Annotated in this window: 11 protein-coding genes; 1 reads left to right on the forward strand and 10 read right to left on the reverse strand. The window is 71.7% G+C overall.

The genetic code is table 11. The annotated features are described in order from the left end of the window. The first annotated feature begins 128 nt into the window (after positions 1–128). On the forward strand, positions 129–761 hold the full coding sequence (locus ABT340_RS07940; RefSeq protein ID WP_352009922.1) for a TetR/AcrR family transcriptional regulator C-terminal domain-containing protein: 633 nt from the start codon (positions 129–131) through the stop codon (positions 759–761). 42 nt (positions 762–803) lie between these two features. Here the strand turns inward: ABT340_RS07940 and ABT340_RS07945 are convergent, their stop codons facing one another. From ABT340_RS07945 to ABT340_RS07990, 10 genes are all read right to left on the reverse strand, one after another. Beyond that, the gene (locus ABT340_RS07945) at positions 804–3,398 is read right to left on the reverse strand and encodes a bifunctional FO biosynthesis protein CofGH (protein ID WP_352009923.1); all 2,595 of its coding nucleotides are present in this window, start codon (positions 3,396–3,398) and stop codon (positions 804–806) included. 284 nt (positions 3,399–3,682) lie between these two features. Further along, positions 3,683–4,519 carry a DNA-3-methyladenine glycosylase family protein gene (locus tag ABT340_RS07950; RefSeq protein WP_352009924.1) on the reverse strand — a complete coding sequence of 279 codons (837 nt, stop codon included), beginning with the start codon at positions 4,517–4,519 and terminating at the stop codon, positions 3,683–3,685. A gap of 69 nt (positions 4,520–4,588) precedes the next feature. Then, positions 4,589–5,683, reverse strand: coding sequence for a mannose-1-phosphate guanylyltransferase (manB, locus tag ABT340_RS07955; protein WP_352009925.1), 1,095 nt, complete (start codon positions 5,681–5,683; stop codon positions 4,589–4,591). Positions 5,684–5,754: 71 nt separating this feature from the next. Beyond that, positions 5,755–6,876, reverse strand: a complete 1,122-nt coding sequence (locus ABT340_RS07960; protein ID WP_352009926.1) for a glycosyltransferase family 4 protein — start codon at positions 6,874–6,876, stop codon at positions 5,755–5,757. A gap of 91 nt (positions 6,877–6,967) precedes the next feature. After that, the gene (locus ABT340_RS07965; protein WP_352009927.1) at positions 6,968–7,894 is read right to left on the reverse strand and encodes a lysylphosphatidylglycerol synthase domain-containing protein; all 927 of its coding nucleotides are present in this window, start codon (positions 7,892–7,894) and stop codon (positions 6,968–6,970) included. A gap of 29 nt (positions 7,895–7,923) precedes the next feature. Continuing rightward, complete coding sequence (locus ABT340_RS07970) at positions 7,924–8,790, reverse strand: class I SAM-dependent methyltransferase (RefSeq protein WP_352009928.1); 867 nt, start codon at positions 8,788–8,790, stop codon at positions 7,924–7,926. Positions 8,791–8,849: 59 nt separating this feature from the next. After that, positions 8,850–9,926, reverse strand: a complete 1,077-nt coding sequence (locus ABT340_RS07975; RefSeq protein WP_352009929.1) for a glycosyltransferase family 4 protein — start codon at positions 9,924–9,926, stop codon at positions 8,850–8,852. Further along, positions 9,927–10,856 carry a glycosyltransferase family 2 protein gene (locus tag ABT340_RS07980; RefSeq protein ID WP_352009930.1) on the reverse strand — a complete coding sequence of 310 codons (930 nt, stop codon included), beginning with the start codon at positions 10,854–10,856 and terminating at the stop codon, positions 9,927–9,929. Positions 10,857–10,910: 54 nt separating this feature from the next. Continuing rightward, positions 10,911–11,918 (reverse strand): permease-like cell division protein FtsX, encoded by a 1,008-nt coding sequence (locus tag ABT340_RS07985; protein WP_352009931.1) that lies wholly within the window; start codon positions 11,916–11,918, stop codon positions 10,911–10,913. A gap of 105 nt (positions 11,919–12,023) precedes the next feature. Next, entirely contained in the window at positions 12,024–14,171 is a 2,148-nt protein-coding gene (locus tag ABT340_RS07990) for a hypothetical protein (RefSeq protein ID WP_352009932.1), read from the reverse strand. Positions 14,172–14,224 lie beyond the last annotated feature (53 nt).

The following is a 14,224-nucleotide window of genomic DNA, read 5'->3' on the forward strand; positions in this document are numbered from 1 at the left end:
TCACCGGGCCGGGCTCACCGGACCCGGACGTCACCGGGCCCGGAGAAGCCCGGTCCGGAGTGCGCTCGTACTAAGTACGGTCACGGTAACGTACTAAGTACGAAACGACAATCGTCCAGGAGGGCGCGATGGCTCAGCTCAGCCGTGAACGGGTGTTGCGCGGCGCCCTCGCGGTCGCCGACGCGGGGGGAATCGGGTCGCTGACGATTCGCTCGCTCGCCCAGGAGCTCGGTGTCAAACCGATGTCGGTCTACCATCACGTCGCCGGCAAGGAGGAGATCCTCGACGGCATCGTCGACCTCGTCTTCCAGGAGATCGAGCTGCCGTCGGCCGACGGCGACTGGCGAGAGGAGATCCGGCGGCGGGCGTCCTCGGCCCGTCTCGTGCTGCGGCGCCACCCCTGGGCGCTCGGGCTCCTGGAGTCGCGGACCACCCCCGGCCCCGCGACCCTGCGGCACCACGACGCGGTCCTCGGCATCCTGCGCGGGGCGGGTTTCCCGGTGCGGATGGCCGCCCACGCCTACGCGCTGCTCGACAGCTACGTGTACGGCTTCGCCCTCCAGGAGGCGTCTCTGCCCTTCGACGGCCCGCGGAACGTGACCGAGATCGTCGAGCCGATGGCGCAGCAGGCCTTCGCCGAGGGATATCCCCACCTCGTCGAGATGGCGACCGAGCACGTTCTCAAGCCCGGCTACGACTTCGGCGACGAGTTCGACTTCGGGCTCGACCTGATCCTCGACGGACTCACGCGGAGGAGATGACACGCCGGGCGGGAACCCCGCCGAGGGGCCCCGCCCAGCGACTCAGACCTGTTCGAGGGGCAGCAGGCCCCGGACGCTGCGGCAGACGCCGTCGCTGGCGGCCGAGGCGGCCAGCCGCTCGGCGTCCGGCGTGCCGTACTCCGTGGTCCGCTGACGGATCCGCCGCCCGGTCGGGGCCACCATCTCCCCGATCTCGGTGATCGTCTTGAACGAGCCGTTCTCCGAGCCCGCCATCCGGCTGATCGTCTCCTCCATCAACGTGCCGCCCAGGTCGTTGACGCCGCCCTGGAGCACCTGACGGCACAGGTCGTCACGGAGTTTGACCCACGAGCACTGGATGTTGTCGATCGCGCCGTGCAGCAGGATCCTGGACAGCGCGTGCACGGCGCGGTTCTCCCGCGCCGTCGGTCCCGGCCTGGCGATCCCGGCCAGATAGATGGGCGCGCTGTGGTGCACGAACGGCAGCAGGACGAACTCCGAGAAACCGCCCGTCTCCTCCTGCATGCGGCGGATCAGCTGAATGTGCCGTACCCAGTGGGCGTGGGTGTCCACGTGGCCGTACATCATCGTCGAGGTCGTCGGGATGCCGACCCGGTGCGCGGTCGAGATGACCTCGATCCACTCCCTGGCCGGCAGTTTGCCCTTGGTCAGCACCCAGCGCACGTCGTCGTCGAGGATCTCGGCCGCGGTGCCGGGCAGCGAGTCGACCCCCGCCTCCCTGGCCGCGACGAGCCAGTCCTCGATGGACAGGTTCGTACGGCTCGCACCGTTGATGACCTCCATCGGGGAGAAGGCGTGGACGTGCATTCCCGGCACCCTCGCCTTGACCGCCCTGGCGATGTCGAAGTAGGCGTCGCCCGGCATGTCCGGATGGATGCCGCCCTGCATGCACACCTCGGTCGCCCCGGCCTGCCAGCCCTCCCAGGCCCGGTCCGCGACCTGCTCCAGGCTGAGGGTGTAGGCGTCGGCGTCGGTACGGCGCTGCGCGAACGCGCAGAAGCGGCAGCCGGTGTAACAGACGTTGGTGAAGTTGATGTTGCGGTTGACCACGAAGGTCACGTCGTCGCCGACCGCCTGTCTGCGCAGGTCGTCGGCGATCCGGCACAGCTCGTCGAGGGCCGCGTCGTCGGCCCCTGCCCCGTTCTGGTCGCCCGCCACGTCGAGCAGGGCGACGGCCTCCTCCTCGGTCAGCGCGGCCGGGCTCTCCGCGGCCTTCCGCAGGGCCCGGCCGACCTCCCCGACCAGCACGGAGGGAGCGGCGGCCACGGGCAGCCGTTCCCTGAGCGCGTCCCAGTCACCGTAGACGTCGTCGAAGTCCTCGCGACGGTCGGCGGTCCGCCCCTCGGTGTCCACCGCGGTGTGCAGGTCGGTACGGCCCGCCGAGACGAAGCCGCCGTCGGGCTCCTGCCAGGGACGGCCGACGAGGACGGCGTCCTCCCGCGCCAGCCCCGTCTCCGGGTCGGCGAGGGCCGCCACGTGCGCGTGCAGGCGGGGATCGAGCCAGGGCTCACCCGCGAGCACGTACTCGGGGTAGATCGTCAGCCGCTCACGCAGCGTGAAGCCGGAGGCGGCGGTACGGGCGGCGAGTTCCTCGATCTGCGGCCACGGCCGTTCCGGGTTGACGTGGTCGGGGGTCAGGGGCGAGACACCGCCCCAGTCGTCGATCCCGGCCCTGATCATCAGGTCGTACTCGGCGTCGACCAGGTTCGGCGGGGCCTGCACCCGCATCCGGGGGCCGAGGACCAGCCGGGAGACCGCGATCGTGGCGGCCAGCTCCTGCAGGTCGGCGTCGGGCATGCCGCGCATCGCGGTGTCCGGCTTGGCGCGGAAGTTCTGGATGATGGTCTCCTGGAGACCGCCGTACTCGCGGGCCACCCTGCGCAGCGCGAACAGCGACTCGGCCCTGTCCTCGACAGTCTCGCCGATGCCGATGAGGATGCCGGTGGTGAAGGGCACGTTGCTGCGGCCCGCGTCCTCAAGGACGCGCAGCCGTACGGCGGGGTCCTTGTCGGGAGAGCCGTGGTGCGGCATGCCCTTGACCTCGAACAGGCGCCGTGAGGTCGTCTCCAGCATCATGCCCATCGACGGCGCGACCGGCTTGAGGCGTTGCAGGTCACGCCAGGTCATGACGCCCGGGTTGAGGTGCGGCAGCAGGCCGGTCTCCTCAAGGACCCGGATGGCCATCGCGCGGACGTAGGAGAGCGTGTCGTCGTAGCCGTGCGCGTCCAGCCACTCGCGGGCCTGGTGCCAGCGGTCCTCGGGACGGTCGCCGAGGGTGAACAGCGCCTCCTTGCACCCCATGGCGGCGCCCTGTCTGGCGATCTCCAGCACCTCGTCGGGGCTCAGGAAAACGCTCTCCAGCTTGTGCGGAGCGGTGGCGAACGTGCAGTACCCACAGCGGTCACGGCACAGGCGGGTCAGCGGTATGAAGACCTTGCGGCTGTAGGTGATGGTTCCCTGCCGTCCGACGGCTTCGAGACCCGCGTCCCTGACTCGGCCCGCGTGTTCGAGCAGGGTGTCGAGATGACCGTCCCTGGCGTGCAGAAGGACGGTGGCTTCGGTGAGATCAAGAGCTTTGCCGTCACGGGCGCGGGCCAGCGCCCTACGCATCGCGCTGTCGGTGGGGTTGTCGCTCATGACGGCACATTACGACCCTGCTCCGGACGGACCGGGCGCGGGGTACGGCTCCGACTTCAGCACTGCTTAAGTGGACCCTCAAGCAAATCTCGATAGACGTAAATTATTGCACCTGCATATATTGGAGGCATCCCCGGAAACCGCTCCACAGGAGTTCACGATGCTCTGGTTCCTCCTCGCCCTGCTCGCCGTGTCCGCGCTGGCCCCGCTGATAGGCACCGACACCCGTGACGGCCGTGACTGGCGCGACGACGACCCTGCCACGTCCAGGAGAAGGCTCCCCGTCAGAAGGATCGGTAGTCCCGCACCCGTGCCCTCGGCCCCCGTGCGGGCGGGCGTTCGCCGTCCGACCTCAGCAACCTGCTGACCCGGTGACGATGCCCCAGGTAGGGGGCGAGCAGCCGCAACATCCCCGCGTCGTCGGTCCGCCGCCCCGTCAGCGCCCAGCCGACCAGCGACGACAGGTGATAGTCGCCGACGGAGAGCGCGTCCGCGTCGCCGTGTGAGCGCTGGCGCACCTCGGCCGACGTCCATACCCCGATCCCCGGCAGCGCCCGCAGCAGCAGATCGGTGGCGGCGCTGTCCCCCGCCGCCTCCAGCCTCGCGGCGTACCGGGCGGCGTTCACGATCGTCCTGGCCCGTACGGCCTCGGCCCCCGCCCGGTGCCAGTCCCACGAGGGGATCGACCGGCACACCTCAGGTCCGGGAAAGACCCGCATCCCCTCGGGCGCGGGCCCCGGAGCCGGCTCACCGTAGCGGTACAGCAGCCACCGCCACGCCCGCCAGCCCTCCTCACTGACCACCTTCTGCTCCAGTACGGCGGGCACCAGGGACTCGAAGACCCGGAAGGTCCGTCCGATCCTGAGCCCTTCGTGCCGTTTCGCCGCGCGCCGTACCACCTCGTGCTCCGGGACGAAGCCCGAGACGTCGTCGTCCTCGCCGAGCAGCGCGGGCAGCGTCTCCAGCAGCCATCCGGCTCCGGGGCCCCACGCCGCACCGGTGACGCGGCCGTCGGCGACGGCGACCCGCAGCGTGCCCGGTCCGTCGGGGGTGGCGCAGGTGCGCCAGAACGCCCCGTCGGGGGTGTGCCGCCAGGCGGGGTCCCCGGGACCGTGCCGCAACGGACGCAGAGTCGCCCTGAGATCGAGCGGCCGGTCCGGCCGCCACCGTCTTTCCGCCAAGGGAGCGGGTCAGCGGTCGCTGGAGAAACGGATGGCGCACTCGGGCAGCACGACACCCGGCCAGACCCGGCTGCCCGCGAGCAGTTCGTTGCCCGGCCCGACGACGGCGCCGTCACCGACGACCACGTCCCGCAGGACCGCGCCCGGCTCGACCCTGGCCCCGATGCCCACGACCGAGTCGGTCACCGACGCCCCTGCGCGGATCACGCAGTCGTCGCCGAGCACGCTGCCGGAGACCTGCGCCCCCGCCTCGACGACCGCGCGGGCGCCGACGACGGAACCGCCGTCCACCTTCGCCCCCGCGTCGACCACGGCGCCGGGCAGCGCCAGCAGGTCACCGGTCGGCCCGGGCAGGGCCGGGGAGGCCAGCCGGCCCAGGACCAGGTCGCGGGAACCCTGGACGAACGCGGCGGGGGTGCCCACGTCCAGCCAGTAGGAGGCGTCGGCGTAGCCGAGCACCAGGGCGCCGTCCTCGATGAGGCCGGGGAAGGTCTCCCGTTCGACGGAGACGACCTCCCCCGCCGGGATGGTGTCGATCACCGAGCGGGTGAAGACGTAGCAGCCCGCGTTGATCCGGTTGGTGACCGGGTTCGGTGTCTTCTCCAGGAACGCGGTCACCCGGCCGTCCCCGTCGGTCGGCACGCAGCCGAACCGCGAGGGGTCCTCGACCTCGGTCAGGTGCAACGTCACCGCGGCCTGTCTGGCGATGTGCCTGGCGACCTGGTCGCCGATGTCGTGGCCGGACAGGATGTCGCCGTTGAGCACCAGCACCGGGGCGTCCGGGCCGCAGGTCAGCGCGTCGGCGGCGTTCCTGATGGCGCCGCCGGTGCCCAGCGGCGTCTCCTCCGTCATGTACTCCAGCGAGAGCCCGAACGCCGAGCCGTCCCCGAACGCCTCGGAGAACATCTCGGCCCGGTAGGAGGTGGCGAACACGATGCGCCGTACCCCGAACGAACGGGCCCGCGCCAGCTGGTGCGCCAGAAAGGGGACCCCCGCCGTGGGCAGCAGCGGCTTCGGGGTGCCCAGGGTAAGCGGACGCAGTCGCGTTCCTTGTCCTCCGACAAGAAGAATCGCCTCAAGCTCCGACAAAGAGGTCTCCATCATCCCGCGAGATTAGCTCACCGTTCAACGGCGTGCTGAATAGCCCATTAACCGATGGAAGATCGATTCTTTCGCTAATCGAGCGCACGCTGATAGGACAACAGATGGGCCTCGGCCGAGGCGTCCCAGGTGAACTCCTTCGCCCTGGAGTGCCCCGCCTCGGAAAGCGCCGCGCGGCGCTCCGGCGAGGTCAGCAGCGAACGCAGCGCGTCGGCGATGCTGGCCTCGTCGGGCTCGGTGTAGGCGACCGCGTCCCCACCGACCTCGGGCAGCGAGGTCCGGTGCGTGGTCAGCACCGGTGTGCCGCAGGCCATGGCCTCAAGGACGGGAAGCCCGAAGCCCTCCCCTCGGGAGGGGAAGGCCGCCACCAGCGCGCCGCCGAGGAAACCGGACAGGTCGGAGAAGGCCAGGAAGCCGGGACGGACGACCCTGACGTCCGAGGGCACCTCGTCGATCGCGGCGTCCACGTCGGCCTCGTGGACCCCGCCCGCCAGCACCAGCGCGGGCGGCGAGGGCAGCTCGCGCACCGCCCTGGCGAACCCCCTGATCAGGTTCGGCAGGTTCTTGCGCGGCTCCATCGGGCCGAGAAAGGCAACGTACGGCGTGCCGTGCAGCCCGAGCCGGTCGGCCGCGTGCGCCAGCTCCCGCTCCGAGGGCCGGTGGAACAGCCGGGGATCGACCCCGTGGTAGGCCACGTCGATCCTCGTCGGGTCGGCGGTCAGCACCCTGACCAGCTCGTCCCTCGTCGCCTTCGAGGGGACGACGACCCGCGCGGCGTGCCGTACGGCGGTGCGGGTCGCCGAACGGAAGAAGGAGGCCCTGACCGTGTCGTGCTGGGAGGCCTCGGTGAACCACGTGACGTCGTGCACGGTCACCACGGCGGGCAGCCCCGAACGCAGCGGCATCGAGTAGTAGGGGGCGTGGATCACCTGGGCGCCCACCTGCTGGGCGACGACCGGCAGCCCGGTCTGCTCCCAGGCGATCCTGGCGGCCCGGTTGGCGATGCCGAGCGGCCCTGGAACGATCCTGGCCGAAGGGGCGAGCCCGGCGTAACGTTCGGCGTCGGCGCGTTGGCACACGATCGCCAGGTCGGCTCCCGCCCGGTCAAGCGCGGCGAGAAGTCCGTCGACATATCTGATCAGAGCACCACGGTCAGCCGGAACCGCGGCCGCGTCGACGAGCACTCGGGGCGTCAAGAACGATCACTCCCCCTCAAGGGTCAGCGCGGGCTCCTTCTCCCATTTCCCCCTCACTCTATTGCGAGCGTCTTCGAAAACGTGGGGTATATCACACGGGTTTTCCCGTTGTTTGATCGTGCGTGGGACCGACGTCACGACGGGCCGCGATCCCGGCCGCACCGGCGCAAACAAGGTCACCGACCACGATCACGATTCTGGAGCAGAGCGCCACCGTGATCGCCTGTCCCTGGCTCAGCACCGGGGCCAGCACCGCGACCATGGCCACCTCGCGCACCCCCGCCCCCGCCGGGACCACGAACGTCATGATGCCCAGGCACCAGGAGAGCGCGAACGCCCCGATGGAGAAGACGATCGCGGAAAGCCCGGAGGGGCCGAAGTCACGGACGACGGCGGCCAGGTGCAGGCCGTAGGCGGTCCAGCCGAGCAGCGCCCAGCCGAGCGCGGTGAGCATGCCCCCGCGGGTGAGCGGGCGTTCGAGCGGCTCACGCCCCAGCTTCCGCAGCCCGAACCCGAGGACCGCGTTGACCACCCGGGGCTCGAAGGCCACCGCGAGCACCGGGATCAGCAGGAACACCCAGGCGTACGGCGCCGCCGAACCCGGCATGGCGGCCAGCAGCGTCACCCCCGAGACCACCAGCCCGCTGCCCAGCTGCACCGGCATCGTCAGGAAGAACGCCGCCGCGCTGCGCGACCTGGGCACGCCGAGTTCCCTGCCCATCTCCATCTGGGCCAGGACCGGCCACAGCGAGCCGGGGATGTACTTGCCGAGCTGGCCGACGAAGAAGACCTTCGCGGCGGGGCGGAACGGCAGCGGCGAGCCGAGGTCGGCCAGCAGCGCCCGCCACGTCATCATCCCGCCGCCCAGCGCGGCGATGACGGCCAGCAGCGACAGGACCAGGCCGGGCCAGGAGAGCCGGGCGAACCCGGCGCGGATGTCGTCCCACTGCCGGGCGACCGCCCACGCGCCGAAGCCGAGCGCGACGACCAGGAACGCGATCCGGACCAGGCGTTTCACGCTCTCACGGTTCCAATCTCACAGGGGTCTCACAGAGGGAGCACCGGCTCCGGCGGCTGCGGCAGGGCGGCCCCCGCGGGACGGCGTCGCCCCTTGGTCGCCACCCACAGGTAGGTCGGCACGACCGGCAGCAGCGCGCCGAGCACCGGCCGGGGCAGCCGGGACAGGACACCCTCCGCGGCCCGGCCGACCGCGCCGGGGAACAGCTCGGACCCGGCGAACTCCGCCGGGGTGGCCAGCACCGGGAAGGTGTAGTCCCACACCCGCAGCCCCCTGACCATCCGGCGCAGCCCCCTGCGGGTCCGGTAGCGCTCGTAGTAGCTGTCGGCCCGCCCGGACAGGCGCACGTAACGGTCGGCGAGCGCGGGCGGCAGATAGGACAGGAACGGCAGCCTGTAGTGCGGCTCCATCACCCCGAGCCGGTTGCCCAGGCCCAGGTAGAGCACGCCGTCGGGGGCCAGCACCCGGCGCATCTCCGCCATGATCGCGTCAGGGTCCACCACGTGCTCGTAGATGTGGTTGAAGACCAGCACGTCGATGGAGTCGTCGGGGAAGGGCAGCGCCGTACCGTCGGCACAGACGAAGCTGACCCGCTCACCGAACCGCGCCGAGGCCTTGCGCAGGCCCGGCACGTCGATGTCCACGCCGAACGTCCGCCGCGCGCCCGCCGCCGCCAACTCGTCGGCGATGAACCCGGCCGAACAGCCGATGTCGGCGACCGTCAGCCCTTCGAGGACCCGCTCCCTCCTGCCGAGGAAGTGGCCGAGCACCGCCACGATCTTCGCGGCCTTGCGGCGGCGTTTCTCCTCGTCCAGCATGGCCGCCTGGAACTCGGAGTACTCCAGCTGCGCAACCCGCTCGCCGCTCATCGTCCGTTCACCGTTCCTCGTCGCCATCACGGCCCGCCCCTGCCCGCCGGGGCGCGCGGCCCAAGCGTACCGGCGTGCCGTGTCCCTTACCGGTCACCGACCAGAGCCGCCAGGTAGGCGTCCCAGTAGGGTTCGGGGTCGACCGGCTTGACCCCGGACCGCAGCCGTTGCGGCTCTCCCGGCCGGTAGAAGGCCTCAAGCGCGGCCCGCAGGGACTCCACCGAGCCCGGCTCGACCAGCAGGCCGTCCACGCCGTCGGTCACGTGGTCGCCGAGCGTCCCCACCCGGCTGGCGATCACCGGCACGCCCTGTTCGTGGCCGAGCCACACCTGCTGGCTGGCCGTACCGCCACGGTAGGGCAGGACCAGCGCGTCCACGTCGGCGAACAGCTCCGGCACCTCGGTGTCGGCCACGTAACCCGGTCGCAGTTCGACCCGGTCGGTCAGCCCGAGCTGCGCGACCAACGCCTTCGTCTCGTCGAGACCGCCCCAGAACTCTCCGGCGACACGCAGCGAGACCCCTTCGGGCAGCGCCCTGATCAACACGTCGAGCCCCTTGTACGGACGGACCAGGCCGAAGAACAGCAGCCGCCCGGCCACCTCCTCACCCGCTCCCCGGGCACGTCCGCGCAGGGCGGCGGGCAGGTGCGGCGCCATCTCGGCCACCGTCACCGGAGCGGGCGTCAGCCCTCGGGCCAGGTCCCCCTGCGCCCGCGAGTGGGCCAGCACCCCGTCGACCCTGCGCAGCAGCGCCCGCATCAACGGCACGTCGTACGGCTTGCGCTCGTGGGGCAGCACGTTGTGGCACAGCGCGACGACCCGGGTACGGCGCCGCAGGCCGTACAGGATGCCCAGGTAGGCGGGCACCTGCACCGGACTGAGCACGACGAGGATCACCAGGTCGGCCCCCGCCAGGCGGCGCCCCGCGCGCACCCAGCCGTCGGGACGACGCCAGTCGAGGTCGCGCAGGACGTTGGGGAAGGGGGCGCCGTCGGGGGTGTCCACGGTCTGGGTGCCCGGGTAGAGGAAGGAGGGGTACTGCGCCCGCCACGACTCGATCAGCACGTCGTGCCCAGCCGCCCGCAGACGGTGGGCCAGTTCCGTGGTGTGCGCGACCCCGCCGCCCTTGTAGGGGTGGGCGGGCCCGACGATCGCGACGCGCATCTACTCGCTCCTGGAGCGCACGATGAGGTCGGCCAGCAGCGCGAGCGAGCCGATGAGCAGACCGGACAGGAAGATGACGATGGTGTTGCTGGTCAGGTAGAACCCGTAGCGGATCATGTCGACCACGCCCTTGACCAGGCCGATGCCGACCAGCCACAGCGCGGGCGGCATGAGGACCTTGAGCGGGTTGAAGTACATGACCATCCGCAGCACCTGCAGGATGTAGCGGTAGGCGTCGGAGACGAAGCTGAACTTCGACGTGCCCGCCCGCTTGCTGTACTCGATCGGCAGATAGTAGACGTCGTGCTGGTTCGACAGGAACGACAGCGTGATCGTGGTGACGCAGGAGAAGCCGGGAGGCAGCAGCCGCAGGTACGGCTTGGCCACCGACTTGCGGAAGGCCCGAAGCCCGCTGTTCAGGTCGGGGATCTTCTGCCCGGCGAGCCGCTCGGCCACCTTGCGGATGAACCACTTGGCGGGCACCCGCAGGAACTTGTGCGAGCCCTCCTCGGTGGTCCGCGCGCCCACGACCTGGTCGATCGCCGCGTCCTTGTCCAGGATCGCCACCAGCTCGGGGATGCGCTCGTTCGGGTAGGTCATGTCCGCGTCGGTCCACACGACGATCTCGCCCCGGGCCTCCTGCGTGCCGATCCTGCGCACGGTGCCCGAGCCGCCGTTGCGGTGGAAGGCCCGCACCCGCATGTTGGGGAAACGCGGCGCGGCCTCGTGCAGCCTGGCCAGGGTCGCGTCGGTCGAGAAGTCGTCGACGGCCACGAGCTCGTAGGTGTAACCGCTGTCGTCCATCGCCCGGCAGATGCGCTCGACCTCGTCGATGACGTGGTTCTGCTCGTTGTAACAGGGCAGGACGATTGTGACGTACGGTGTTGCGTCCACGGCGGTTCCACTCTTCGGCGTCTCGGGCGTGCTCACGACGGGCGAGGATACTCTGCCCGGCTGGGAGGCGAGTGCACTTCGCCGTCCGGCTCAGCCTGTCTCCACGACACCGGCGCCGCCGACGCCCGGCAGTTCCTCCATCGTCGCGGCGAATGACCGGGCGTCCGTCGGGTCGGCGAGCTTTACAAAGTATCCCTCGGACACGGTCGCGGAGTCGGGCAGGCGCCCTGCCCACATGAAGGACAGGACGCGCCGGGCGTGGGCGGCGTCCTCGACGTAGACGTGCTCGACCTCCTCCATGCCCGCCAGCCTCGCCTCGACGGCCTTCCTCTCCTGGGAGGTGGCCCGGCCGCGTCCCGCGCAGTCGTCCGCCCCGCACAGCGTGAGGTAGGCGTCGGCCTTGTACCGCCAGAAGGGGTGGCCGAAGGCACCGGCGTTGGCGACGCCCGGAGCCCGGTTGAGCGCGGCGGGGAAGGGGGCGATGTCGGCCCGGTCACGGAGTGTCCCGACGAACGACTCCGGCAGGTCCCCGGCCTTGAGGACGGAGAGCATGACCTCGTCCCCGGCGTAGGCCCTGCGGTAGTCCGCCAGGGCCTCCTGGCGGGAGACGAACCGCACGTCCTTCACCTGGGGCATCGCCCGCAGCCTCTCCCCGAGAGCACGCCGTTGCTCGGCGGTCACGGCCCTGCCGTGGCAGTTCTCCCACGGGGCGTCGTCCCAGCACAGGAAGACGGAGAACGTCCCGCCCTTCGGCCAGGGACCGGCGGGCGGCGGGGAGAACTTCTGGCCGGTCGCGGAGGACCCCGTCGTGAGCGACGGCGCCTTGAGGGACGGCGCCTTGGGAGGCCGTGCCGTGGGAGTCGCGGCCTTGGGGGAGCGTCCCTGCGGGGACTCCGCCCGGGGAGCCGACGCCCTGGCAGCCGACGCCTCGGGGGACGGCGCCTTGGGGGACGGCGCCGCCTGCGCGGCCGTCGGCGGGAGCACCGGCAGTACGGCCACGGCCGCGACCCCGCTCAGTACGGCGCGGCGGGCCCGTGCCCGTCTCCGCGAGCCACCGGACCCGCTCCCGGGAACAATCGTGTCCAATGCGTCACCCACCGCGATAACCAGATGTCCTTCACAACAGCCATGAATGGATATCACGGATTCGATCACCGCTTGACGAGGTGGTCCCCGGCGGGCGAAACCGTTACCTACGGGCCTTCAGGAGGCGGGCGGGACGGTCATCCAGACGTCCACGGCCATCGACCAGGTGCCGTTCGGCGGCTCGACGAGGGAACGCTCGTCCTGACGGGCCCGCAGCTTCATCACCTGGACCGGATCGCCGTACGGAGCGAGCTGGTCGGCCCTGACCGCGAGCAGGACGGGCACCCGGCCCGCCGCCCGGACGCGGCCGACCAGACGGTTGACGTCGGAGGGGATGGGGATGTCCGCGCCCTGCCGGTGGAAGACCTTGGCGGTCGGCACGCCGCAGGTGCCCCTGACGACCTGGGTGAACCGGTCACCGGTGACCCGTTCGACGATCAGCACGGAGGCGTTGGCGGGCAGGGCCGCGCACATCGCCTCGACCGCGGCGCGCTCACCGCGCTCGACCGGGGTGAAGGCGACGCCCGCCGAGGTGACCACGGGCGGCACGAGCAGCAGCAGCACGCCCGCGACGACCAGCCCGCGTTGCACGGGCCTGCCGTACCCGAGCCTGCGGGCCTTGTCCCTGACCCAGCGCAGCCCCCAGACCGCCAGCAGCACCAGCCCGGGGATGACGACGGGCACCAGGCGCCGGGAGGCCCACGGGTGGTCGGGGGTGATGGAGGGCAGTATCAGCGTGGCGACCGTGGTCCAGCCGATCACGGCCAGCGGCAGCAGCCAGCCGAACCCGCGCCGCCTGACCAGCCTGCGCGTCAGCAGGGCGGCGGCCATGGTGGCCAGGGCGACGGCGGGAACGCCGAGGTACCAGATCACCCAGTAGAGCGACTCCTCGTAGTAGAGCCGGGTCGGGTCGGCCGCCAGGCCGTTGTCCGCCTGGGTTCGCTGGATGAACGCGGCGTTCAGCGCGTCGTCGGCGGTCACCGGGATGCGGGTCACGGTCTGCAGCCAGGGCCGGGCCACGAAGATCGCGACGACCAGCACCACCAGGCCCGCGGCGATCTCGGGAAGCCCGCGCAGCCGTACGGCCCGCCGCAGCGGCGGGGCGAGCACCGGGGCCAGGGCCGCCGCCACCAGGGTGAGGGCCAGGACCGCCCCGCAGATGGCCAGCAGCGGCCTGACCGAGGCTCCCAGGTAGGTCAGGTACGGCCGGGACAGGAAGTAGGCGGCGGCCAGGCCGACCCCGGTTCCCACGGCCAGCCCGCACAGCAGCGGCAGGCCGAGCCGTCCCTCCTGACGGCCGCCGACCCTGCGCATGGCGATCAGCAGCCCGGCGTAGGCGAGCACGGGCAGGATGTCGCGCAGGCCGTCGATCCTGACCAGCACGGCCAGCCCGAACACCAGGCCCGCCAGGTCGGCGCCCGCGACGGCGCCGTAGGCCTGGGCCGCGCGGACCAGCCCCGGCCGCTCCCCCGAGGGGACCGGTGGCAGGTAGCCGAGCCCCATGACGCCCGAGCGCAGCCTGGCCCGTGCGTCGTGGAGCAGGACGAGCCCGCCGAAGAGCATGATCAGGGACGGGATCTCACTGAAGGTGGTGCGCGAGGTGTAGAGGATCGGCAGGCTGACCGCGAACACCAGGGCGGCCAGCGGCGCCCAGCGGGCGCCGACGAACCTGGCGACGAGCCCGGCGACGACCAGCACCGCCATGGCGCCGAGCAGCGGCGGGACCAGCAGCAGGCCGCCCAGCCCGCCCAGCCAGTGGCCGAGCGCCTGGATCATCGGCGGCCCCGGCATGAACTGCGGCACGACCACGCCGCCGAAGTCGTAGAAGCCCATGCTGCCGAAGACCAGCGCCGGGTCGGCCCCGCCGAAGGCCGCCTCCTGGTACGGGATCGGCAGCGAGCCGTGTTCGGCCAGCCAGACGGCGTACTGTGCGTAGGTCGCCGGGTCGCGGCGGACGATGAGCTGCTCGCTGCCGAACACGGTGTTGAAGATCGCGGAACCGGCCGCGACGGCGACGACCGCGGCCGTCTGCCCGGCGGTCGCCTCGACCGTCTCCGGCAGGCGGCGCAGGCCGTAGCGGCACAGCAGCGCCGCGACCAGCAGGCCGAGCGGCAGCGCGGCGACCGGCCTGAACCAGCCCAGCATGAGCAGCGCGAACCCGGCCAGCAGCCAGCCCGCCAGGACGAGCGCGGGCACGGCCGAGAGCACGGCGAGCACCCTGCCCGCCGTGGGTCCGCGCGCGCTGTCCCACGGGCCGATCCTCATGGCTGGCCCCGAGCGTAGCGGCCCCGCCGCGTGACGGCGACGGGGACGCGCGA

Source organism: Streptosporangium sp. NPDC000239 (genome assembly GCF_040300765.1).
Lineage (GTDB): Bacteria > Actinomycetota > Actinomycetes > Streptosporangiales > Streptosporangiaceae > Streptosporangium.